The organism is Kiloniella litopenaei, from assembly GCF_000982415.1.
In the GTDB taxonomy this organism is placed as follows: Bacteria; Pseudomonadota; Alphaproteobacteria; order Kiloniellales; family Kiloniellaceae; genus Kiloniella; species Kiloniella litopenaei.
In genome coordinates this window covers 1-22,664 of the sequence record NZ_LANI01000033.1, presented here as the reverse complement: position 1 = coordinate 22,664, position 22,664 = coordinate 1, and the positions used below count along the sequence as shown (strand labels likewise).

The 22,664-nt window shown below is 43.9% G+C and carries 20 protein-coding genes; 9 read left to right on the top strand and 11 right to left on the bottom strand.

Features of this window, described 5'->3' with window-relative positions; genetic code table 11:
* Positions 1-8: 8 nt before the first annotated feature.
* From metG to WH95_RS18745, 3 genes are read left to right on the top strand one after another with little or no spacing between them, the layout of a single operon-like run.
* On the top strand, positions 9-1,562 hold the full coding sequence (metG, locus tag WH95_RS18755; protein WP_046509968.1) for a methionine--tRNA ligase: 1,554 nt from the start codon (positions 9-11) through the stop codon (positions 1,560-1,562).
* The gene (locus tag WH95_RS18750) at positions 1,562-2,350 is read left to right on the top strand and encodes a TatD family hydrolase (protein ID WP_046509933.1); all 789 of its coding nucleotides are present in this window, start codon (positions 1,562-1,564) and stop codon (positions 2,348-2,350) included. The genes metG and WH95_RS18750 overlap by 1 nt, the downstream gene beginning before the upstream one ends.
* 2 nt (positions 2,351-2,352) lie before the next feature.
* Complete coding sequence (locus WH95_RS18745) at positions 2,353-3,132, top strand: MBL fold metallo-hydrolase (RefSeq protein ID WP_046509932.1); 780 nt, start codon at positions 2,353-2,355, stop codon at positions 3,130-3,132.
* Between the two features lie 53 nt (positions 3,133-3,185).
* Here the strand turns inward: WH95_RS18745 and WH95_RS18740 are convergent, their stop codons facing one another.
* Both WH95_RS18740 and WH95_RS18735 read right to left on the bottom strand, forming a co-directional pair.
* Positions 3,186-5,141 (bottom strand): ABC transporter substrate-binding protein, encoded by a 1,956-nt coding sequence (locus WH95_RS18740; protein ID WP_046509931.1) that lies wholly within the window; start codon positions 5,139-5,141, stop codon positions 3,186-3,188.
* Between the two features lie 50 nt (positions 5,142-5,191).
* Positions 5,192-6,325 (bottom strand): M14 family metallopeptidase, encoded by a 1,134-nt coding sequence (locus WH95_RS18735; protein WP_204247838.1) that lies wholly within the window; start codon positions 6,323-6,325, stop codon positions 5,192-5,194.
* A 234-nt stretch (positions 6,326-6,559) separates the two neighbouring features.
* Here WH95_RS18735 and WH95_RS18730 point away from each other — a divergent pair, with 234 nt between their 5' ends.
* The 4 genes from WH95_RS18730 to WH95_RS18715 all read left to right on the top strand — a co-directional run bounded on the left by WH95_RS18730 (position 6,560) and on the right by WH95_RS18715 (position 11,458).
* Positions 6,560-6,973 carry a hypothetical protein gene (locus WH95_RS18730; protein ID WP_046509930.1) on the top strand — a complete coding sequence of 138 codons (414 nt, stop codon included), beginning with the start codon at positions 6,560-6,562 and terminating at the stop codon, positions 6,971-6,973.
* A 291-nt stretch (positions 6,974-7,264) separates the two neighbouring features.
* Positions 7,265-8,221, top strand: a complete 957-nt coding sequence (locus WH95_RS18725; RefSeq protein WP_046509929.1) for a TAXI family TRAP transporter solute-binding subunit — start codon at positions 7,265-7,267, stop codon at positions 8,219-8,221.
* A gap of 105 nt (positions 8,222-8,326) precedes the next feature.
* Positions 8,327-10,111 carry a TRAP transporter permease gene (locus WH95_RS18720; protein WP_046509928.1) on the top strand — a complete coding sequence of 595 codons (1,785 nt, stop codon included), beginning with the start codon at positions 8,327-8,329 and terminating at the stop codon, positions 10,109-10,111.
* Between the two features lie 138 nt (positions 10,112-10,249).
* A complete protein-coding gene (locus WH95_RS18715; RefSeq protein ID WP_046509927.1) occupies positions 10,250-11,458 on the top strand; it encodes an aminotransferase-like domain-containing protein in 1,209 nt (402 codons plus the stop codon).
* Positions 11,459-11,558: 100 nt separating this feature from the next.
* On the opposite strand, the gene WH95_RS18710 is transcribed toward WH95_RS18715, so the two are convergent.
* A complete protein-coding gene (locus WH95_RS18710; protein WP_046509925.1) occupies positions 11,559-11,957 on the bottom strand; it encodes a GFA family protein in 399 nt (132 codons plus the stop codon).
* A gap of 212 nt (positions 11,958-12,169) precedes the next feature.
* Here WH95_RS18710 and WH95_RS18705 point away from each other — a divergent pair, with 212 nt between their 5' ends.
* Positions 12,170-13,612 carry a TrkH family potassium uptake protein gene (locus WH95_RS18705; RefSeq protein ID WP_046509924.1) on the top strand — a complete coding sequence of 481 codons (1,443 nt, stop codon included), beginning with the start codon at positions 12,170-12,172 and terminating at the stop codon, positions 13,610-13,612.
* A 150-nt stretch (positions 13,613-13,762) separates the two neighbouring features.
* On the opposite strand, the gene WH95_RS18700 is transcribed toward WH95_RS18705, so the two are convergent.
* A complete protein-coding gene (locus WH95_RS18700) occupies positions 13,763-14,485 on the bottom strand; it encodes a substrate-binding periplasmic protein (protein WP_157846021.1) in 723 nt (240 codons plus the stop codon).
* 329 nt (positions 14,486-14,814) lie between these two features.
* Between WH95_RS18700 and WH95_RS20825 the strand changes: the two genes are divergently transcribed.
* A complete protein-coding gene (locus WH95_RS20825; RefSeq protein WP_052742155.1) occupies positions 14,815-15,390 on the top strand; it encodes a DUF2493 domain-containing protein in 576 nt (191 codons plus the stop codon).
* Between the two features lie 26 nt (positions 15,391-15,416).
* Here WH95_RS20825 and WH95_RS18690 read toward each other — a convergent pair whose 3' ends face one another.
* The 7 genes from WH95_RS18690 to WH95_RS18660 all read right to left on the bottom strand — a co-directional run bounded on the left by WH95_RS18690 (position 15,417) and on the right by WH95_RS18660 (position 22,254).
* On the bottom strand, positions 15,417-16,193 hold the full coding sequence (locus WH95_RS18690; RefSeq protein ID WP_052742154.1) for a retropepsin-like aspartic protease family protein: 777 nt from the start codon (positions 16,191-16,193) through the stop codon (positions 15,417-15,419).
* Positions 16,194-16,277: 84 nt separating this feature from the next.
* Positions 16,278-16,913, bottom strand: coding sequence for a LysE family translocator (locus WH95_RS18685; protein WP_046509921.1), 636 nt, complete (start codon positions 16,911-16,913; stop codon positions 16,278-16,280).
* Between the two features lie 148 nt (positions 16,914-17,061).
* Positions 17,062-17,805 carry an ABC transporter ATP-binding protein gene (locus tag WH95_RS18680; protein ID WP_046509919.1) on the bottom strand — a complete coding sequence of 248 codons (744 nt, stop codon included), beginning with the start codon at positions 17,803-17,805 and terminating at the stop codon, positions 17,062-17,064.
* Positions 17,802-18,557 (bottom strand): ABC transporter ATP-binding protein, encoded by a 756-nt coding sequence (locus WH95_RS18675; protein ID WP_046509918.1) that lies wholly within the window; start codon positions 18,555-18,557, stop codon positions 17,802-17,804. Before WH95_RS18675 ends, WH95_RS18680 begins: the two co-directional genes overlap by 4 nt.
* A 12-nt stretch (positions 18,558-18,569) precedes the next feature.
* The gene (locus tag WH95_RS18670) at positions 18,570-19,730 is read right to left on the bottom strand and encodes a branched-chain amino acid ABC transporter permease (RefSeq protein ID WP_046509917.1); all 1,161 of its coding nucleotides are present in this window, start codon (positions 19,728-19,730) and stop codon (positions 18,570-18,572) included.
* A gap of 4 nt (positions 19,731-19,734) precedes the next feature.
* Positions 19,735-20,751 carry a branched-chain amino acid ABC transporter permease gene (locus tag WH95_RS18665; RefSeq protein ID WP_046509916.1) on the bottom strand — a complete coding sequence of 339 codons (1,017 nt, stop codon included), beginning with the start codon at positions 20,749-20,751 and terminating at the stop codon, positions 19,735-19,737.
* Positions 20,752-20,889: 138 nt separating this feature from the next.
* Positions 20,890-22,254, bottom strand: coding sequence for a substrate-binding protein (locus WH95_RS18660; protein ID WP_046509915.1), 1,365 nt, complete (start codon positions 22,252-22,254; stop codon positions 20,890-20,892).
* Between the last annotated feature and the right edge of the window lie 410 nt (positions 22,255-22,664).

Sequence of the window (22,664 nt, the reverse complement as noted above, 5' to 3'; positions counted from 1 at the left end):
AGTTTCCTATGACTGGATCAGAAAACGGATCCTATTATATCACGACGCCCATATATTATGTGAATGATAAACCACATATCGGGCATGCCTATACCACACTGGCCTGCGATGTACTTGCGCGCTTTAAGCGGCTGGATGGCTATGATGTAAAGTTTCTGACCGGGACAGATGAACATGGTCAGAAAGTCGAAACTTCTGCTGAAAAATCAGGAATTGACCCGCAAACCTTTACGGATCAAGTATCTCAGAATTTCAGGGATCTAACACAAGCCTGCAACTTTTCAAATGATGACTTTATCAGAACAACTGAAGATCGTCATAAAAAGGCATGCCAAAATTTATGGCGAGTGCTGGAAGATAAAGGCTTTATCTATTTGGGAAGCTACGCGGGATGGTACGCCGTTCGCGATGAGGCTTTCTATACAGAGACAGAACTCACAAAAAATGCAGACGGTAAGCGTATTGCACCAACAGGCGCAGAAGTCGAATGGGTGGAAGAGCCGTCTTATTTTTTCAAGCTCTCTGCTTTTGAAGATAAATTACTTGCTCTCTACGAAAACGATCCATCTTTTGTCGGGCCTGACAGCCGTCGTAATGAAGTGATCAGCTTTGTCAAAGGAGGCTTGAGGGATCTGTCAGTCAGCCGTACAACATTCAAGTGGGGTGTTCAGGTTCCCGGTAACAATGATCACATTATGTATGTGTGGCTGGATGCACTAACAAATTATCTAACCGCAGTAGGTTACCCGGATGAAAGTGCAACAGAATATCAGAGCTTCTGGCCTGCGGATCTTCATATGGTCGGTAAAGATATCTTGCGTTTTCATGCAGTATATTGGCCTGCTTTCCTTATGGCAGCTGACTTGCCTTTGCCAAAACGCATTTTTGCGCACGGATGGTGGACAAACGAAGGCCAAAAAATATCCAAGTCAATCGGGAATGTGATTGATCCGAATGCTCTGATAGAAGAATACGGCCTTGATCAGGTTCGTTATTTCATGATGCGTGAGGTTCCCTTTGGGAAAGACGGAGACTATTCAAAACAGGCGATGATTTCCAGAATGAACGGGGATTTGGCCAATGACATTGGAAATCTAGCCCAACGCGTTCTTTCCATGGTTTTCAAAAACTGCGAAGGCAAGATCCCTGAACACGGCGATTTCACAGATGCCGACAGGGAGCTTCTCGATAGTGTAGCCGCTCTGCATGACAAGCTCAGAAGTGATTTTGACAAACAGAGCTTTCACCGTGGTCTGGAAGCCGTTTGGAACGTTATTTCTGCGGCGAATAAATATGTTGATGAACAAGCGCCCTGGACATTAAAGAAAACGGATCTCGCCCGTATGGGAACTGTTTTGTATGTCCTGGCTGAAACTATTCGCCAGATAGCAATTCTTCTTCAGCCCGTTATGCCTGAATCGATGGAAAAGATGCTAAATCAGCTGAGCTTACCAGCAGATACACGGACTTTCGTTGATCTGAAGACACCACTCAAGAGCGGTGTAGAAATTGAAAAACCGCAAGGTGTATTCCCGCGTTATGTCGAGGAAGAGGGGGCATAATGATTGTCGACTCTCATTGTCATCTTGATTACTTTCTAAAAGATGGTGATCTGGAAGATGCCTTAACACGCGCCCGAGACGTCGGCATTGGTTGCATGGTTACCATTGGGACCAAGCTATCGACTTTCGATACTGTTTTGGGCATTGCAAAAGCCAACGATGACATCTATTGCACCGTCGGCATCCACCCCCATGAAGCAGGAACAGAGGGCTTATCATCCCCGGATGTCCTTATTGAAAAAGCCAGAGATCCAAAAGTGATTGGTTTGGGGGAAAGTGGTCTTGATTACTATTACGACCATGCCCCCAGAGAGCGTCAGCAAGAAAGTTTCCGCGCACATATCGAAGCAGCACGGGAAACAGGTCTTCCACTTGTTGTTCATACCCGTGATGCAGATGACGATACTGTGGCCATCATGCGTGATGAATTCAACAAAGGGGCGTATCCGGCGTTAATTCATTGTTTTACGGCTGGTCCTGAGTTGGCAAAAGCCTCCTTGGATATGGGCTTTTACATTTCTCTATCCGGTATCATTACCTATAAATCCGCCGAAGACATTCGCACAACAATTTCCGATGCACCTTTGGATCGCTTGCTGATTGAAACCGACAGTCCTTATTTGGCCCCGGTTCCAATGCGGGGCAAAAAGAATGAACCGTCTTTTGTTCGCCATACAGCAGAAGCGCTCGCAAATGTAAAAAAAGTAAGCTTGCAGGAAATTCATACTGCAACGACCGATAATTTTTATCGTCTCTTTACAAAAGCTCAAAGACCTACGGCAGCATAATCATGAAAATTACGATGCTAGGATGTGGTGGTTCCGGAGGAGTTCCGATTTGCTCGGGTACTCCCGGGGGTAATTGGGGAAACTGCAACCCCGAAAACCCGAAAAACCGACGCCGTAGAGTTTCTATCCTTGTCGAGCATGAAGACACCACAATTTTGGTTGATACTGGTCCTGACCTGAGGGTTCAACTTTTAGACGCAGGGGTAGAATATATTGATGCCGTTCTCTATACGCATGAACATGCTGATCATATTCATGGTCTAGACGAACTACGGTACCTCGCTTACAAGGCCGGGGGACCTATCGAAGCGTATATGGATGAGGAAGATCGCGAAATAATTACGAACCGTTTTGCCTATGCCTTTACATCATCCTGCAACCCGGAAAGTACCTATACCCCCATGATGGACGACAAAACCATCGATGGTCCTTTTCAGGTTGGATCTATAGAAATTACACCGTTTTATCAAAATCACGGTACAGCAACTTCTCTCGGGTTTCGCTTTGGTGACTTCGCTTATTCGACAGATGTTTTTGATCTTGATGAGCGGGCCTTTGAAATATTGGCAGGCGTAAGATACTGGATCGTTGATTGTTTACGGTATGAACCCCACCCATCTCATGCACACTTTGAAAAAACCCTTAGCTGGGTAGAACGCCTGAAACCTGAAAGAACAATCCTGACCCACATGAACCAACAAGTGGACTATGATGATCTCAAATCAAAATGTCCCGAAGGTGTAGAACCAGGGTATGATGGATTGACTTTTGAAGTTAAATAACAAGCACATAGAAAAGGCGGTAAAAATTTAATTACCGCCTTTTTACTTAATATCTATTCGTCAAACCAAAACCCATCGGGCTTATAAACACCCAATAGAGCACCCGGTTCCCAATTATAGAAACCATTTTCCGGGACGTTCATTAATTTGTTCGACAAGGCAATCGGTTGAGGAATTTCAGCCACTAATCCTATTGTATAAGTTTCCTCTGCATTGATCTCTAAAATACGTTCCCAAATATCTTTCTTCTCTGCCGTGGACTGTGCCCGGAACCAGAGAATGTAAAGATTGTTAAGCTCTTGTGCTTGAATGATATCAACTTCTTCTCCTGCATTGCCTTTCGTTTCGACATACTGTCCCCACTTTGGCCACTGAAAAGATTGTTGTTGTCGCGGCACCAACTCTGCAGGCGACGAATGCGGAGATAACATACCGTTTAGATTGCCATACCAAAGCGACATATTGGTTTCCCCAGAAAAAATTCTATTCCGAAGAACTTCTCTCTGGGAAGGTTTGGGATAGAGTTTAATCCCAATTTTTAACCAGGAATCTGCGATCAGTTCAAGAATATCGGTTTCTTCGCTACTTTCACCGGCCGTTTCAATAATAATCTTCATCGGCCGACCATCGCTCAATAGACGAAGGCCATCTTCATCTCTCTGCGTCAGGCCAATTTCATCCAAAAGCGCATTGGCTTTTTTCAGATCAAATTCAGTCCATTTCTTGAAGTACTCTTCTTTATACAGACTACTACTCTGTAAAACGGTGTTATTTCCTTCAAGTCCAAGCCCGTAATAAAGAACCTGATTTAATTCATATCGGTTTGTCGCAAGGGATAGAGCATGACGGAATCTCTTATCACGGTTCAGTTTTCGCCATTCCGGGTCTTTTGCATTCAAGTTTGGATAGAGCGCAAATTGTGATCCACGCACAGTCTTCCAAAGACGAACAGAATACCCGTTTTGATCGTCATTCCCTTTTAGAAATGTATAGTCAGAAAAATTTAACCCTCTGGATTGCAGATCAGAATCTCCGGACCCGACCTTTGCAGGGATTAATCCTCCCCCGGCAACAGATAAGATCAATTCGTCTGCATAAGGAAGCTGGTGACCGAATTCATCAACCCTGTGGTAAAAGGGATTTCTTTTACCAACAAAACGGGTTGAAGGCGGCTTAACCGTGTTCACCCAGGGCTGCAAGGTTGGCAGTTTCGGGTTGGTAAACTTGTATTGCCTTGCCATACGATTGTGTAACTGTACCCAGTTACGTGCACCTGATTTTGTGACACGTTGCTCCAGTTCATCAGCATCGACATATTTAGCATGAAATTGCTTCATATAATGCGATGGCTGGAAAATATAGAGCGGACGCGTCGCAGCCAAACTGGGGAGGAAAAAAGGGTTTGGCACAGACCAACTATAGCGAACAGTTAACTCGTCAATAATTTCAACCGTTGGCAGTTCTCCATCAACCAATAACTCGGCAGGGGGCCCAAAGGGTCTTAAATTACTATCATTGGCGACATCGTCCCAAAAGTACTTAAAGTCAGCTGATGTAAAGGGGTGACCATCAGACCATCTATGTCCCTTGCGTAAAGTCAGTGTAAAAATACGACCTTCTTGAACTTCCAGTTTATCCAAAATGTCCGTGGTAAAACTAAGGTCTGGTGTATAGCCAATAAGACGGGCATATCCATAAACGGAAAACAGCCGAACATCTTTGGACTTTGCGATTAAGCTTCGGATTGAGCCGCCATATTTTCCGGCTTGCCAGTGGTGACTTTGTTTCACAACAAATGGTGTTTCGGGTACACGTTTTGCGATGGCGGGCATTTCACCATTAATAACCCTTCCTTCAAAAACGGGGACTTCCCGAAGTAATTCTGGTTTAAAATCAAAATCAGGAGAGAGATAGGTTTCAGCAAAGCCAGAGGATATTCCGGTCACGATACTTAACAGTGCCAAAGATCGGACTGACGTTTTTAAAAGTTTTCCAGCGATTATGTTCATTTTTCTCTCAACAATACCGAAACCCAAGATCTCTATCTTACCTAAAGATTTTATCGGAGGTCATCAATTATCCGGTAAATAGGATCCAAGCTGCTGGCGCCTAGCTTTTCAGATCTATCCGGGGACCATCCTTCAAACTCGTTTGGTGCATCTGCCGTATCCTTGAACGGCATTTCCAGTGTCATTGACAAACAATCATGTGTTTCAGCCGTGTTGTTACTACAGATTGTAAGGTTGGCTTTGCCTGGTTCGTTCTGCGGATACCCATGAGTCATTTGAAAATCGGGGTTGGCTTCCATGTAATAACTTTGGAAACGATCCAGCAAATTCAACAATCGATCATCAAAGGATGGAATACCATGAGTTCCTGCAATGAAATTATGTGGAATAGCTTCATCACCGTGAATATCAAACATAAGATCCACCCCGGTTTCCATCATTTTTTGACGGACATAATAAACCTCGGGGCTTTTTTCTAACGAAGGAGCCTGCCATTCACGATTCAGATTGGACCCAACTGCATTAACCCGAAGGTTCCCCCGTCTACTGCCATCGGGGTTCATATTGGGAACCACATAAAATACAGCTTTTTTTAACAACTCACGTGCGATGGCATCATTTTCATCCAGCAGACGTCCCAAAAAACCCTCCATCCAGAATTCCGTCATGCTTTCACCAGGATGCTGACGCCCTATAACCCAGCATGATTTTTTGTTCTTGTCCGCTTCGCCAATTGTTAAAAGATCAATATCCTGGCCGTCAATCGTCTGTCCCAAAACATCAAGATTAACACCTTGGCCATGCTGGGCTTCAGCAATAAGATCTGCGTGACGTTCCATAGAGTAGGGGGCAAAATAAGCGAAATAGACAGAGTTATACCCCGGTGTAAATTCAATCGTTAACGTTTCGCCATCATACGAGGTAGTGGGCACGCGGAACCAGGTTTCGCGATCATAAGAAGCAACAGCCTGATAATCTTCCCATCCACCAGGATAGGCCGCACCACCGGCGTTCAGAATTTTAAGCGTACAAGCCTGATCTTGTGCACCGCTAAGACGAAAGTAAAACCACTGATAAAAATGGGAGTTCGTGTCTGCTTCAATCTCTAACTGAATATCAGAAGGATTATCAGAAGATAGACAACGAATGTTACCTGCATCAAAGTTGCTTGAAATACGGATCATTAGAATATTACTCGCTAAATTACGCTTATAGATTTGATCATCAGAATACCTGATCAGAAACAAGCAGCAAGCTTTGTGTCATTCTAGCCAAGAAATCTTTTCCCAATGAAGAATTGAGAAAAAGCCAGCGTAACAAAAATTTATTTTCTTTATTTCTGACCTTATTAACGTACCTATAGATAAAGAACCTATTACCGAGTTACAGATCTGAAATAGATACAAAAACAAGAGTTTTTGAACTATTTTTTTTGCTTTGGAGTTCTTGAAAATGACTATCTTCAATCCAATATACCTGTGGCAAAATTGCGCACCGGATTGAAATTTGTTTCAACAACAGGTAGTGTAGCAATCCAAACTACAGAGAAAGGTAGTTGTATCATGCGTAAAAAGCCCACCTATTTACCAGTGATACTCAAGTCTTCTGGTTGGGTGTTAAGCCGAATTGGAACACTGCTGGCTACGATTTTTGCTGCTAGTGCATTTGCAACACTTCTTCCCATTCTTGGAAGAAATAGTCAGTTATTACTGGAACCACTTATAATGTCAGCCCTGATTGCTGCTACGATAGCGGTCGGTGGTTTTTTAATCGTCAAGTGGACTGAACACAAGTTTGGCGATCCTCTCAAGGATTTTCCAGCAACACTGTGAACAAGTGTTACTCACAAATAATTTATGACTTTAGCAACAGGAAGTAACATATTGTTACTTCCTGTTTTTTTACAATTTACGAAATCTAATCTCAATGAAATACCATACCCAGAAAATACTCTTTTAGATGCCATGATTTCCTATAGGTAATGGCCTAAACAGGTGCTCTGAATTAAAAGCTATAGAGTTGACAATGCTTGGACTGGCAACCTAACATCCAATCTATAATCTATAACGGATAGGCCGCCGCTTTATCCAACTTCATAAACAAACATCTAATAGGAAGTTCTGATGAAACACCTAAAAAAAATCAGTCTTGCTGTCATCACCTCTATGGCCATAGCAATGCCGTCAATGGCAGAGACACGCATTACATATAAATCAGCGAAAACAACATCTTCCTATTATCAGATGGCTGTTCAAATAGCCGAAGCAATGAAATCTGGTTCATCTGGCGACATTATCGTTACCGTTGAGGAAAGCCAGGGATCTGTCCAAAACGTAATGGAAGTGCGGGCCAGAGGAGGGGACTACGTCTTTACCACGCCTCCCGCGCTGGTACGTCTGGCCAAGGCCGGAAAGGCAATGTTTGAAGGCAAGGGCGACCCAAAATTCAACGAAATCAGAGCTTTATTCCCTATTCCTTCACTAACAATGCACTTTGTTGTATCCGAGAACAGCGGGATTAAAGATTTTGCAGGTTTGGAAGGAAAGAAAATCCTCTTGGGTAAAGGATCATTTGGCGCCAAAGAAGGGGCAAAGTATCTGAAATTATTCGGCTTGGAAGGCAAAGTAGATCTGGCGAATGTAGAATTGTCAAACGCAGTTCCGGCCCTGAAGAATGGTCAAATTGATGGCTTTGTAACCGCAGGGTCCTATCCTGCGCCAAACGTAATTGAAGCAGCGGCCTCTACTGGTGTAAAGGTGTTATCCCTAACCTCAGATCAAATCAAAGCTTCCAAACGCAAAGAGCTGACGATTCCTGCGGGCACCTACAGTGGGCAAGATGCCGATATCACAACAACCTCACTGCCTGTTGTCGCCTATACGACAACGGCTATGGACGAAGATACGGCTTATCAGCTCACCAAAACCTATTGGGAGCAAAAAGAGACAATGGGTCAGGCTGCAGCATGGTGGAATGGCGTTACCAACGACTTGCTGTCGAATATTGAAGGAAAAATTCATCCCGGTGCTATTCGGTATTACACCGAAAAAGGGATTACCCTAAACAAGGCACAACAATAATCTGAGTTTATTTTAACCCTGCAAAAATCCCGATTGTCCCGATTGTATTGACCAATCGGGATTTTTGTTATTTATACGCACAAGTTCCTCTGACCCTGTAATATTATGCCTAATCAATCATCCAATTTCGTTCGTTTAGTATGCTTTGGCTTTGCGGTCTTGCTTGTTGTGTTTCACATTGGTTTGATTTTTTCAGGCCTGGTTCCCAATCTTGTTAGCCGCCCCCTGCATCTTGCTCTCATTCTTCCTTGGGTTTTGATAATTGGGTGCCAAGACAATATCATATCAAGAGGCTCTGGGATTTTACTTGCCACGGCTGGTATCGGGGCTGCCTTTTGGATAGCAATTAACCACGACATGCTTGGGGAGCAGTATGGATTTCTGGAAAATAACCTTCAAATAGCCATTGCTGTCATCCTTCTTGTCGTCGTACTGGAATCGGCAAGACGCGCTATTGGTTGGCCTTTACCTATTGTAGCGGCACTTGCGCTTCTCTATGGATTATTGGGTCAGTATATCCCTGGCGAATTTGGCCATGCAGGCACCCCACTCAAAAGTTTCCTTGGCACGCTAACCATCGCCGAAGGAGGAATATGGGGAAGCTTGACAGGGGTTTCCGTCAGTGTTGTTTCTATTTTTGTTATCTTTGGCGCAGTTTTAAATTCAGGCGAAGCAGGCCAAGGCTTTATGAATGTTGCAGCTGCGGCTGCTGGCAGATTAAAGGGTGGAGCAGCAAAGGTTTCCGTAATTTCCTCGGCTTTGTTTGGCTCTATATCCGGTTCTGCCTCAGCAAACGTTGCGTCAACGGGCGCAATAACCTTGCCAGCTATGACACGCCTTGGTTATCCCAAACGTCTTGCCGCAGCGGTTGAGGCTGTCGCATCTTCCGGCGGGCAGATCATGCCACCTTTAATGGGGGCAGGGGCCTTTGTTATGGTGGAGCTTACCGGTATTCCCTATACCAGCATCATGAGTGCCGCAATATTGCCCGCCATCCTCTTCTTTCTGGCAGTCTGGGTTGGTATCAACGCCTACGCGCGCAATCAAAACCTCAGGGGAATAGAAGACAAAGACCAGCCAGAAACCAAAGAGGTCCTCATAACGTCTGCCTTCTTTCTGGTGCCTTTTAGTATTCTTCTCATAGGTATGTTTTATGTTGGATACACACCTCAATACGCCGCATGTATGGCTATTATCGCTGGTTTCTTTTTATTATTTTTCACCAAAAATCTAAAGTTAAACTTCAAAGAAGCCATTTATCGAATTGAAAATGCTGTTATTAATTCAGCCAAACAGGTGTCAATGATTGCTTCAATCATCCTCTGTGCTTCAATTATAATTGGTGTGCTTTCCATCACTGGTTTGGGTGTCAAAATCACCTCTCTTATTTTATCAGGATCGGGGGGATTGCTGTGGCCTTCGCTCTTTCTCACAGCTTTGGCCTGCCTAATCCTGGGCATGGAAGTGCCAACCACCGCAGCCTATGTGATATGTATCTCCGTAGCAGGTCCGGCGCTCACACAGCTTGGTCTCGCCCCCCTTCAGGCACATCTGTTTGTTTTCTGGTTTGCACTGCTTTCGACAATTACCCCGCCAGTCTGTGGCGCTGTCTTTATCGCCGCAGGCATGATCGGGGAAAACTGGCTTAAAGTTGCTCTAACAGCTATGGCTCTGGGCGTTGGCCTCTATATTATCCCACTGGGCATGATCGCAAACCCGGATATCCTCAGCCTTTCCGAAACACCCCTTATGGCTCTGGTTGCCTTTATACAGATTGCACTTGGGCTGACCTGCATTTCTTACGGCCTTATTGCAGTAAAATCTGTTATCAGAAAATTAGGCCTTATCTTATCAGGCATCCTGGTGATCTTTATACCTAACATACTTTAAAGCTGATAAAACATCGCAAATCCTTATGTGATTTAGACTGGATATTAACAGGAATCTCTTTTCAGTAATTTATCATTATTGACAGGATCAAGTGTGCTGAAGTACTGGTAACTTCTTATTCTACAGGAGTTACGGTTTATGGATTGGGAAAAAGTATTTGCCACGCGGTCTTCGCGGATGAAGGCATCCGAAATTCGAGAGCTACTCAAGCTTTTGGACCAACCGGATATTATATCCTTTGCTGGCGGCATTCCTGATCCAGCGCTTTTTCCGACACAGGAATTCCAGCAAGCCTTTGCCAATACTCTTACAGGGGATAAACAGACAACTGCATTACAGTATTCCGTCAGTGAAGGCTATGTCCCGCTGCGCCAATGGATTGCCAAACAGATGGAAGGCCTTGGTATTCCCTGTAGCATTGAAAACATTCTGATCACATCCGGATCACAACAGGCACTGGATTATCTGGGCAAATTATTACTCTCACCAAATGATACAGCGCTTGTAACCTGGCCAACCTATATGGGGGCGCTCGGGGCTTTTAATGCTTATGAACCTAACTATGATCGCCTGATTGCAAATGGCAATCGTTCAGCTAAAGAGTATCAGGAAACCGCTGCAGAAAAGAACAGCGAAGTAAAGTTCGCCTATATGTCTGTGGATTTTGCAAATCCAACCGGGGAAACGTTGGACCGTGCCGGTCGTGAAAAACTGCTGGATCTGGCAGAAGAGCTAGATATTCCCGTTATTGAAGACGCCGCCTATCAATCACTCCGCTATGATGGCGAAGCAATCCCGCCAATTTTGGCCCTCGATATTCAGCGCAAGGGTCACATTGATGAAACCCGGACGCTCTATTGCGGCAGCTTCTCGAAAACACTGGCTCCCGGTTTGAGGGTAGGGTGGGTCTGTGCGGCTCAGTCCGTTATCAGCAAACTGGTTTTAATGAAACAGGCCGCAGATCTGCATAGCTCAACCATTAACCAGATCGCCATTCACGAAGTTGCGTCCAAAGGTTTTGATAAACAGGTTGCTAAAATCTTCACCGCCTATTCAACCAGACGTGACTGTATGCTTGCGGCACTGGAAGAACATATGCCAGAGGGCGTGAGCTGGACAAAACCCGAAGGCGGTATGTTTATCTGGCTAACGCTCCCCAAACATCTGGACGGCGCCGAATTGTTAGCAAAATCAATTGAAAATCAAAGGGTTGCTTTTGTTCCCGGACACGCTTTTTATGCCGATGGATCAAACCGAAACACAATGCGCTTAAGTTTCTCACAAGCTAACGAAGAAACTATTCACGAAGGTATCCGGAGATTAGGTCTGTTATTAAAATCTGCCTGATAATTAAGGTCGGAAGCGAAAACACAGCAAGGTGAGCTTAATAACTCACCTTGTAAATGCGTGTATATGGATATAATTTTAAAACAGATTGAGGATATTTTCAGGAAATATAATCGCCCTCAAATTTTTCCAGATTATCGTCAATCTGATACCAATCAGGTTTTGATTCGGTATGAATATGAACAGTAGGCCGAATACCGGGATCATCGTCTAAGGCAGACGCTGCGACAACGTAAATATCACCAACAACCAAATCCCCCAGGGACGTTCCGCAATCCTTGCAAAAACATCGTTCCAGTTTCCATTCGGCTCCAGTAGGGGCCTTGGCTATTTTGTCATGACCAGTAGTAATTTTTAAATCGTCAGCTTTACCAATTAGGACGGCAGAAAAAACACCTGCTGCTTTACGACATCTTGAGCAATGACAATAGCTTAACGAAGAAGGCTCACCGGAAATTTCAAATTTTATTGCGCCACAAAGGCAACTACCATTAATCATTAGCTTCTCTTCCCATGTAAAAATATAGCAAATACAACAAACAAGAACATATCATGAACATTTGATATGTAAAGAGTCACGAAATCCCTTTTATTATCCAATCATCGCGTCCTGAACCCCGAACCATGCCCTTGCAAGTAAGTAATTAATTGACAGCACTAATTAACGAGAGCACCTTGTTCCCAACGAACGAGATGACCAGATAGATTTCTATGCTTGATTTCAGACCAATCCTGACCACGTTGGGTGTTTTACTGTGCAGTCTTTCAGCATTAATGTTAATTCCGGCAGTAGTCGATATTTCAAAACAAAACCCTGATTGGATTATTTTCTCGATTTGTGCAAGCTTTACAATGGCTTGCGGAGGCACACTTTATCTAAGCAATCGTACCAATAAAATTTACGAAATAAATTTAAGGCAAGCTTATTTACTGACTCTTTTATGCTGGATTATTGTACCTGCATTTTCTGCAATTCCCTTAATTGGCCTCAAGATAAGTTATACAGATGCTTTTTTTGAGACGATGTCAGCAATGACGACCACGGGATCTACTGTTTTAACTAATCTGGATACTTTACCCCCGGGTATCCTTATGTGGCGATCTCTATTACAGTGGATTGGTGGTATTGGCATTATCGCCATGGCGATTTTTATTCTACCATTTATAAGAAGTGGCGGGATGCAACTTTTTGCAACGGAAAGCTCTGATAATTCAGTGAAAGTATTACCAAGAGCTTACCTTCTTGCAGCTTGGTTACTCAGTATATACATCTCCTTGACGATTATATGCATGGTATTGTTTTATTGGTCAGGCATGACAATCTTTGATGCTGTCAATCATGCCATGACAACGATATCCACGGGTGGATTTTCAACTCATGACACATCTTTTGGCTATTTTAAAAACGCCACGACCCAATGGATATGCATTCTATTCATGATACTGGGTGCTCTACCTTTTACACTTTATATTCAATCCCTAAGAAAAGGCAGCAAACCACTTCTGAGTGATCCTCAGGTAAAAGGATTTCTTTTGGTTGTGACGTCAATATCAGTTGCTTTGGCCATATGGCTTAAATCATCCCAACACATTAATTTTTTTGACGCTTTAACTTTAAGTACTTTTAATGTCGTATCAATAGTAACAACAACAGGTTACGCCAGCGATAACTATTTAACCTGGGGTGCTGCCGCAGGAAGTATTTTCCTTGTTATAACATTAGTAGGGGGCTGCACAGGATCAACCAGTGGTGCCATCAAGATATATCGATTTCAAATATTATGGCTTATCGTCAAGAACCATACACATAGCTTGATCAGTCCTAACCGAATTTTATCTCCGACCTACAATGGGCGAAATATAACTGAAGATGTCCAACGTTCTGTTCTCGCTTTTTTAGCCGTATTCTTTACAACAACATTTATTGCAACGGTAATTTTAGGCGTTGTTGGATTGGATCCTTTAACATCCTTCACAGCCAGTGTCACAGCGATCACAAATGTTGGTCCAGGCTTGGGAACAATAATCGGTCCTGATGGAAACTTTGCCAGCCTCCCGGATATTGCGAAATGGGTTCTATCAATTGTAATGCTGATAGGACGTTTGGAGATATTTACAGTACTGGTCGTTCTTATGCCATCATTTTGGGTATAAATCTTGTAAATCTAATATACTAACCTTCGTCCCAGACACCACATAGATTTTCTAACTCCTTAATAAAACGAAGGTCAGTAGCATATTCGCATAATTTATATTATGGAAAATGTTGCATAAATAATTATAAATAATATGATCTGAGATGCTTTAATCTGTTGGGAAATATTTATTGTACAAAGCTTCATAGGCTTCGGTCGCTTTAAATTCCAGCATCTTCTCGGCAAAAAAGACACTGATATTATCCTTCTCGGCCTTTTTGGAAAAACCAATATACATTGGGCGTTCCAGCACTGGTGGATCGATGATCGTAAATTTGTCCAGAATATCTGTATCTTTATAGGCAGAATAAAAATCGCTGAGATAGACAATACCCAGATCACCGCGACCATTAAGCAGTAGATCTTTTAATCCATTGAGTGTCGGCGCTGCATACTTTTTGAGGTAATCAGCATTGTCAAATTCATATCCGTAAGAAAAACCCGCCTGGGTCACAATGCGGTAATCCCTGAGTAATTCGAGATTACCTGTAAAAGCTATTTCATTTTCCCGTGATTTAGGAACCACATAAACAATTTTAGCTATGTGAAGTATGTTACCAAACAAATAGCGCGTATCTTTTTCACGTTCAGCCGTCCACCCGTAATAGGTAAAGGCATCGATTTTTCCGGTTCTCAGCATTTGCTGGGCGCGCTTAAAGGGATAACGTTCGAAAGTTATTATCAAATTATTTTTTTGGGCAACAGCCTGAATGAGTTCAATATGAAAGCCTGTTAACTCTCCGTTTTCAATGAACTCATAGGGCGGATAATCTTCGGCACCAATAGCAAAAACGTAGTTTCCGGACAGTGAAAACCGTTCCTCTGCAGTCACGATCCTTGCAAAAGCACTACAAAACCAAACAATACAGAAGATACCGGGCAATAGACTTCTTATACGACAAACTCCACTGATAAGACGTTTTTTAAATAATATCCGGCAACATAGACATATACACATGTTACGCGAGAGATATTAATGAATTTTTATCGAAAGCGACAAATACTATAACTAAATCAGATTAGTTATGCGTAAGTCCGCTATATAAAATCTAAGAGCTTGCGGTTTCTATCAACTGCGTCAATTTCCCACGTTTATTTAGACCTACTGTAAAAGGTAAAGTGCTACTACTTTCTTCCCCCTCCCCAAGCAAAGGTTTTATTATGAAAGTAATTATTGCCGGTTCACGCACCATTAATGATTATGATGCTCTTGAAAGCTTTGTGGAAAGTGTCAATTGGCCCATTGACGAGGTCGTATCCGGTGGCTGTCGCGGGGTCGATACCTTGGGCGAGCAATGGGCAGAACAAAACGATATCCCTAAAAAAGTACTTCATGCCGACTGGGTAAAATATGGCCGGGAAGCCGGAGAACTTAGAAACCGGCAAATGGCAAACTATGCCGACGGACTGATACTTTTGTGGGATGGTAAAAGCCCCGGTGCGAGCTGTATGCTCAGAGAATCAGCCAAAGCCGGCATAAAAATCCACCACCAGATATATGGCTTTGACTGGCAAGAGATGGAACAGGCTGAAAAAGCCATTCTGGATTACTATTGGTCAGGTAAAGGCCGCCTGATTTTTCAACATAACCATTGGGAATGGGAATCTGTTGATGCTGAAGCTCCTGCAATTCCACAAGAAGCCATTAATGGCCTAATAGAACAAGGCTTTCTAGAGGAAGACACCATTACAGTGTTGAAGCCAGTTCGGGAAGATTACCATAGCAAATTTGCTTAAAACCCTGATCGACCGTGTCGCACACCTTATCGGGAACGAAGAATAAGCTTATCGCCACGAAACTCAAAACTGGGGAACCGCTCTAAAAACGCCATACCAAGCAGAGATATGGACATTGGTGCCTGGTTAATAGAAACCCGCACGTCCTGAAACTCTCGCTCGCCCAATGTCATTCGAGAAACCCGGGTCGAGGCCCCTCTCCCGGTGCCGTTTGCTGTCTCAAAAATCCGATTAAAAGTCAGTTTGTCAAAATCAAATCCCAACTGTTGTGCATCCGCTGGACTTAAAACAATTGAACTAGCACCTGTATCAACAAGAAACTTAACACGCTCATTATTAACAGAGACTTCTATATAAAAATGCCCATCACTGGCACGGGTAAATTCAAGATCTCCAACATGGTTCGTATAAGCTTGACCGGGAACAAGATTGTTGGACACTCGGTTCCATACATTTTCGAAAATGTCGCGATAGCTATAGCCCACAAAGAGAACAGCAAAAATGACGGCCCACAGCCCGATATCGCGCAAATATTTTGGTAAATCAGATTTCCTAAGGCGTCCAACACCAAGTATGGAAGACATAATCATCAGTAAAATGGCAAGACTTCGCACGAAATCTATCTGATCATCGTCATTACTAAGGGATCCGGGAAAGCGATCTGCCAGAAAAAATATCCCCAAACCCGTCAGCACGATGAGAATGATAAAGAGCCAAAAGCCAGAAATCCCCCCTCTCGGTGGTTTGCCCCCTTCCCCATTATTTGCATTTTTTTCAAACGGGTCAGGTTTTCGTTCAACCATGTCTCTTTTCGCCCTGTATCAATCTATACTTAAAGCTTAGCATTACACACATAGGTATTTTCACAAATACATTAAAGTCTTTCTTTAAGCATTTGATGTAAGAAGTTTTATTCCCAACGCCCCCATCAAACCACCTGCGATACGATCGATCCAGCTTTTTGATTTAAGATATACTTGGCGTGACGCTTTGGCTGAAAGAGCACAGGCCACCAGCGCATACCATCCCGTCTCGACAATAAGCAAAGACGGCAATAAAACCGCGGAAAACCAAGAAGAGGTGTCGGCCGGCATGAACACAGCAAACACCCCGCTATAGATAAGGGCCGCTTTCGGATTGCTGATCTGGGTCATAAAGGCAGTATAAAAGGAACGCGTAAGACTTTGGCCAGTTTGTGGTTTGGCTATCCCCTCTTCCTCGGGAATTAATTTATTTTTGGCTCCTCGCCAAATTTTTACGCCGAGATAAAGCAGGTAAATCCCACCAAAGATTTTAAAGGTAACATACAACCAAACAACCTGCATGAAAACGAGATGCAATCCAAGAAGAGCCAGGCTGGCAAAAACAAGAGCCCCAAGCCCCATTCCAATAGACGCTGCTATTCCATGAGAGCGTGAATTTACCAAAGAGATCTGGGCCACAACAATAAAGCTTGGTCCAGGTGTCATTGCCCCAATAATGACAACACCGACAATACTCGCGATGGCTAGTAATTCATCCATAGGATCCCCTCCGGAAATATCAAATCCGACTTATCTTTTAACTCAAACACCCTGTTTTATTGAATAGATATTTTACATTTTTTCTCATAGAAAAAGGGACAGCCACAAAGCTGTCCCTAAGTTATATATACGCTGGCTTTTAGTGTTTTTAAATTGCCAGATATTCCTGTCGAAGTTCTTCGTTGTCCAGAACCTCTTGGGCTGTACCATCAAACACAACCTGTCCCATATCCAAAATAATAGCACGATCAGCCAGATGTAGTGCTGCGATCGCATTCTGCTCCACGATAATTGTCGTAATACCGTGTGTTTTGATTTCCTGCAAAATTGATTCAATTTCATGAACAATCACAGGGGCAAGTCCCTCATATGGCTCGTCAAGCAACAACAGTTTTACATCCCGAGCAAGCGCCCGCGCGACAGCAAGCATCTGTTGCTCTCCACCGGACATTGTAATCCCCTCTTGATCGCGGCGCTCTGCTAAACGAGGAAAATGCTGATAAAGTCGCTCTATCGACCAACCAATAGGTTCTGCAATTTGCGCAAGTTCAAGATTTTCCTGGACGGTAAGCCCCGGGATAATGCGACGATCTTCAGGTACAAGTGCAACACCATTTTGAGCCGCTTCAAAATCCTTCATCCGGTGCAATGGCTTATGGTCAAGCCACACTTCCCCTTGTGTCAGAACGGGATCAACAGCCCGTGCAATCGCCCGAAGAGTGGATGTTTTACCCGCACCATTTCGACCTAACAGGGCGAGGATTTCACCTTCACGAATATCAAAGCTTACGCCCTGAACAATATAACTTTCACCATAATAAGCGTGAAGATCATGTGCCGAAAAATAGGCCGGAGCCGTTCCTTCACTTTTAATCGGTTGCATACGGCTCATAAATGCGCCCCCCCAAGATAAGCTTCTTGAACACGAGGATCTCCCTTAATACCCTCTGGTGTTCCTTCAGCAATAACAGTTCCCTGTGCCATGACACTCACCTTGTCAGCGAGGGAAAAGACCACGTGCATATCGTGTTCGATAATCACTTTGGTGATTCCTCTTTCTCCAATACGTTTGAGAAGATCAATTGTATTATTTGTATCAGCGCGTGACATACCGGCCGTAGGCTCATCCAGCAAAAGTAACTTAGGGTTTTGGACCAGACACATTGCAAGTTCCAATCGGCGCTTGTCACCACGAGAAAGGCTACCAGCATGCATATTGCGTTTATCGATCAAGCCTACATCTTCGAGCATATGTTCTGCACGCCCGATGGTTTCACTGTCCTGATCTGCACGCTTCCAACCATTAAACTTGAAGGCTCCATCCCGAGAAGCCAAAGTTGGAATGACCACGTTATCCAACAAAGTCAGGTCACCAAAGATTTCTGGCGTCTGAAAAACACGGGAAACACCAGCTTGATTAATTTCGTGTGGTTTAATCCCCAATAGTGAGTTTCCATTGAAACTTACGCTACCACTATCTGGAATGAGCAACCCAACCAAACAGTTTAGAAAGGTCGATTTTCCGGCTCCGTTTGGACCAATGATGGCATGCACAGAGCCTTCCTCTACGTCCAGTTCTACTTTATTGAGGGCCTTCAGGCCACCAAAGCTCTTGTTCACATCGCGAACTTCAAGAATACCCATAATATTATCTCTCTATTCACCAGGTTGAACATGAGTAGAGCCAACAGGATCGGCTGTACCATTGTTTTTATTGTTACGGTTTCGTATCCGCTGATAAATACGGCTGAAACCTTCGACCATACCACCCGGCAGGAAGATCACAATTAACATAAAGAGCATACCCAGTGTCAGATGCCAGCCTTCGCCAACAAATAGGCTCAGCACAGCAACAACACCGTCTTGAAGGAATTCAGGCAGAAAGCTGAAAATACCATGCAGAACGTTTTCGTTAATTGCTGAAAAGATGTTTTCAAAATATTTGATCACACCAGCACCGATAACAGGACCGATCAGCGTACCTACACCACCCAAGATGGTCATAAGCACCACCTCACCAGAGGCAGTCCATTGCATGCGTTCAGCACCTGCAAGCGGATCTGTTACAGCCATAAGAGACCCGGCAAGACCCGCATACATACCAGAAATAACAAAGGCAGTAAGCGTATAAGGACGCATATTCAGGCCAGTATAGCTCATACGGTTAGAGTTCGATTTCACCGCTTTTAGCATCATGCCAAAAGGAGAACGGAAAATCCGCATTGAGATATAAAATCCTATGATCATCAGAACGGCACAGAAGTAAAAGCCGGGATAACCACTCATCTCCATACCAAAGAAGTTGGTCGGCGGAATACCTTGTGTTGCAGCAACACCAACCAGGTTGTCGAGTGAACGAGGATCGTCCAGAGCCAACTGTAGGCCCGTTTCACCATTGGTAATCGGGGTCAGAACGGAATAAGCCAGATTGTAGGACATTTGGGCAAAAGCAAGTGTCAGGATAGAGAAATAAATTCCTGAACGACGCAAGCTGATGTAACCAATAACCACTGCAAACAATCCAGAGGTAATCACTCCAAAAATGATCGCCGGGACCACACTCATACTTAGCAACTTGAAGGACCAAACCGCAGTGTAAGAACCCACGCCCAAGAAAGCGGCGTGTCCAAACGAGAGATAGCCCGTTAAGCCAAAGAGAATGTTAAAACCAATTGCAAAAATACCAAAGATTGCAAAACGTTGTAGCAAATCCGGATAGCTTGCCCCAATAGGTGCTAACCAAATTGGCATAGTGAGAACTGCGAGGGTAAAAATACCCATAAGCAATAAATCTTTACGAGGCGTAGCAGTAATCATTGTATTAGGACTCCATCACGCCTTTGCGCCCCATCAATCCTCTTGGACGAACCAGAAGAATGACAACCGCAACAAGGAATATTATTATTTGATCAATACCAGGAAGAATTTCTTTCACTTCGTTCATAGAAGCAAATGATTGTAAAATCCCCAACAGGAAGCCAGCTGTTACGGCACCTCCAAGAGATCCCATGCCACCAACAACAACAACAACAAAGGAAAGTACAAGAAAATCCATACCAAGATGATAGTCGGGTGGGACAATCGGGGTGTACATTACACCCGCCAAGCCAGACACAACAGCCGCAATACCAAAGACAATTGTGAATCTGCGTTCAATATTGATCCCTAATAAACCAACAGTTTCACGGTCCTGCATTCCGGCTCGTACGACCATGCCAAAGGTTGTAAATTGCAAGAAACAGAACACTGCAGCAATAACGATTCCAGCAAATAAAAGATACGTCAAACGCCACCAAGGATAGATGACAGAATCTCCTAACCCCAACATAGCCCCTATATCGGCAGAGCCGGTAAGTAATTCTGGTGGTGGCATTGGAACAGGGTTGGCGCCAAAAAAGGCTTTAACAATTTCCTGCAGAACAATAGCCAAACCAAAGGTGACCAGGATTTGTTCTGCATGGGTGCGTTTATAGAAAAATCTGATTAATCCACGCTCCATAGCCAAACCAACCAAAAGCATCACTGGTATCGCGAGTAGAATTGACAAAGGAACTGCGTAGTCAATCAGTAACGTTCCCGTTTCTCCGAACCAAAGCTCTAGGTATGGCACTTCTTTATAGGCATCAAAGAAGGTAATACTTTCATCTTTGACCTGTTTGGATATGGTCAGAATTTTTTTAAGAGTTACGGCGCAAAATGCCCCAAGCATAAACAATGCACCATGTGCAAAGTTTACCACCCCGAGTGTGCCGAAAATCAGTGTTAATCCCAAGGCAATAAGAGCATAAGACCCGCCCTTATCCAAGCCATTCAGGACTTGCAATATAAATGCATCCATCGTTCTATTTTCGCTGCTGTTTTTTCTCTTTTAAAACATAAATTTTTTAAAGAGTTACGCGTTCCGACACTTAATCAGAACCGACATAAATTACAATTCTGGCCGCTCATAAGAGCGGCCAGATTTAATACCAAGGGATTAGACCTCGTAAGGGCCGAGTTCGCCACCAAAGATGGAGGCATCATACTCAACCTGAGAACGTGGAACCTCTTTAACGATTTCAAGCAGATCAAATTGTGTCGATGGGTTCGCATTACCACGCACAACCAGAACATCTTTGAAGCACTGGTGATCTTCTCCGCGATAAAGAGTTGGACCATTCCCCATGCCGTCAAACTCAAAATCTTCAAGTGATTTAATAACTTCTGGCGGATAGAATGTTCCAGCCATCTCACAGGCATTTGCATAAAGCAGGGTCTGCACATAACACGTATGAGCAGCCTGCGAAGGCGGGAAACCGTATTCTTGACCAAAGGACTTAACAAAAGCCTGAGACCCTGCGTCCTGCAATGTCCAGTTCCAGTTTGTAGAACCCAGAATACCTTTGATATTTTCACCAGCACCCTGCGCCATCAAGCGAGAGAATAGTGGAACGATAATTTCAAAGTTCTTACCATTTACCTGCTTGTCACGCAGACCGAACTGAACCGCCTGTGTCAAGGAGTTGACCATATCCTTACCATAGTGGTTCAGGATAAGAACATCAGCACCACTGTTCAGAACTGGTGTGATATACTGAGAGAAATCACCTGCTCCCACTGGCGTTTTCACTGTGTTTACAGTTTCCCAGCCAAGACCCTCGGTTGTGTTCTTAATTGATTCTTCCTGACTCCAGCCCCAAGTATAATCAGCTGTCAGGTGATAGGCACGGCGCTCTGTTCCCATTTCTTCCTTCAACACAGGGCCAAGTGCGGCACCAGACATATATGCATTAAAGAAGTGACGGAAACCGTAACGACGGCGATCTTTACCGGTTGTATCATTTGAATGGGTTAACCCACACATAAAGATAACACCCATTTCCTGAGCTAGAGATTGCACAGCAATAGCCACACCAGAAGATGACCCACCAGAGAACATGGTCACGCCTTCTTTTTCAATCATACGCTTGGCAGAAGCACGTGCTGCATCAGACTTTGTCTGTGTATCTCCGGTAACGTACTCAACTTTCTTACCAAGAATACCATTCCCCTTAAGAGAGCTTGGCTTCATAGTATTAAGCATTCCGCCGTCACCTTCACCATTGAGGTGTTTTACGGCCAGCTGATAAGCACGGAGTTCATCAGCACCTTCGTCGGCATAAGCCCCTGTTTGCGGAACGTTAAAGCCAAGCTTTACAAAAGATTGGTTACCTGGATCGTTCCGGAAATCAGCAGCATAAGCGCCTTTTACGAAAGAATAGGGTGAACCTCCGCTAAAAACAGCAGCACCTGCACCTGCAGCTGCTGCACTGGTTAATAGCTTTCGACGTGAAAGTTTAAATTTGTTTGTTGTATTCGTCATGACAGTATTCGTCTCCCAAGAAGTATACTCATGCTGTTCATTTGTGCTGGATCGCACCGATTTGTTTTTCGGCCAGTTAATTTTATTTCGCCGTTATGCTCAAAATCATCCTCTTGTTTCCCAACAACAACAATAGGGCGCAGTAAAGTATCTCAAGTTGTTGTTATTTTTTTTACTAATATAGATTAGAGTTTGTAAATTATGATAACACCAAAAAGCCCGCAGTGAATTCTTCACTGCGGGCTTTATAGGTCTTGAGTTTGTTTGAAATGGTTATTCGTTCACAGATCTCAGACGTCCGAGGAATTCGTGAACCTTGTTCTCTAGCTGCTGTGCTTCTTCTGCCAGACCTGCTGCAGAGTTCTGAACCTGCTCAGCCGCATTACCCGTTGTATTCGCAGCTTCACGAA

What these genes read in the sequence shown, in the direction of transcription:
- metG (WP_046509968.1), top strand. Translation starts at nt 9, where the DNA reads ATGACTGGATCAGAAAACGGATCCTATTATATCACGACGCCCATATAT.
- WH95_RS18750 (WP_046509933.1), top strand. Translation starts at nt 1,562, where the DNA reads ATGATTGTCGACTCTCATTGTCATCTTGATTACTTTCTAAAAGATGGT.
- WH95_RS18745 (WP_046509932.1), top strand. Translation starts at nt 2,353, where the DNA reads ATGAAAATTACGATGCTAGGATGTGGTGGTTCCGGAGGAGTTCCGATT.
- WH95_RS18740 (WP_046509931.1), bottom strand. Translation starts at nt 5,141, where the DNA reads ATGAACATAATCGCTGGAAAACTTTTAAAAACGTCAGTCCGATCTTTG.
- WH95_RS18735 (WP_204247838.1), bottom strand. Translation starts at nt 6,325, where the DNA reads ATGATCCGTATTTCAAGCAACTTTGATGCAGGTAACATTCGTTGTCTA.
- WH95_RS18725 (WP_046509929.1), top strand. Translation starts at nt 7,265, where the DNA reads ATGAAACACCTAAAAAAAATCAGTCTTGCTGTCATCACCTCTATGGCC.
- WH95_RS18720 (WP_046509928.1), top strand. Translation starts at nt 8,327, where the DNA reads ATGCCTAATCAATCATCCAATTTCGTTCGTTTAGTATGCTTTGGCTTT.
- WH95_RS18715 (WP_046509927.1), top strand. Translation starts at nt 10,250, where the DNA reads ATGGATTGGGAAAAAGTATTTGCCACGCGGTCTTCGCGGATGAAGGCA.
- WH95_RS18710 (WP_046509925.1), bottom strand. Translation starts at nt 11,957, where the DNA reads ATGATTAATGGTAGTTGCCTTTGTGGCGCAATAAAATTTGAAATTTCC.
- WH95_RS18705 (WP_046509924.1), top strand. Translation starts at nt 12,170, where the DNA reads ATGCTTGATTTCAGACCAATCCTGACCACGTTGGGTGTTTTACTGTGC.
- WH95_RS20825 (WP_052742155.1), top strand. Translation starts at nt 14,815, where the DNA reads ATGAAAGTAATTATTGCCGGTTCACGCACCATTAATGATTATGATGCT.
- WH95_RS18690 (WP_052742154.1), bottom strand. Translation starts at nt 16,193, where the DNA reads ATGGTTGAACGAAAACCTGACCCGTTTGAAAAAAATGCAAATAATGGG.
- WH95_RS18685 (WP_046509921.1), bottom strand. Translation starts at nt 16,913, where the DNA reads ATGGATGAATTACTAGCCATCGCGAGTATTGTCGGTGTTGTCATTATT.
- WH95_RS18680 (WP_046509919.1), bottom strand. Translation starts at nt 17,805, where the DNA reads ATGAGCCGTATGCAACCGATTAAAAGTGAAGGAACGGCTCCGGCCTAT.
- WH95_RS18675 (WP_046509918.1), bottom strand. Translation starts at nt 18,557, where the DNA reads ATGGGTATTCTTGAAGTTCGCGATGTGAACAAGAGCTTTGGTGGCCTG.
- WH95_RS18670 (WP_046509917.1), bottom strand. Translation starts at nt 19,730, where the DNA reads ATGATTACTGCTACGCCTCGTAAAGATTTATTGCTTATGGGTATTTTT.
- WH95_RS18665 (WP_046509916.1), bottom strand. Translation starts at nt 20,751, where the DNA reads ATGGATGCATTTATATTGCAAGTCCTGAATGGCTTGGATAAGGGCGGG.
- WH95_RS18660 (WP_046509915.1), bottom strand. Translation starts at nt 22,254, where the DNA reads ATGACGAATACAACAAACAAATTTAAACTTTCACGTCGAAAGCTATTA.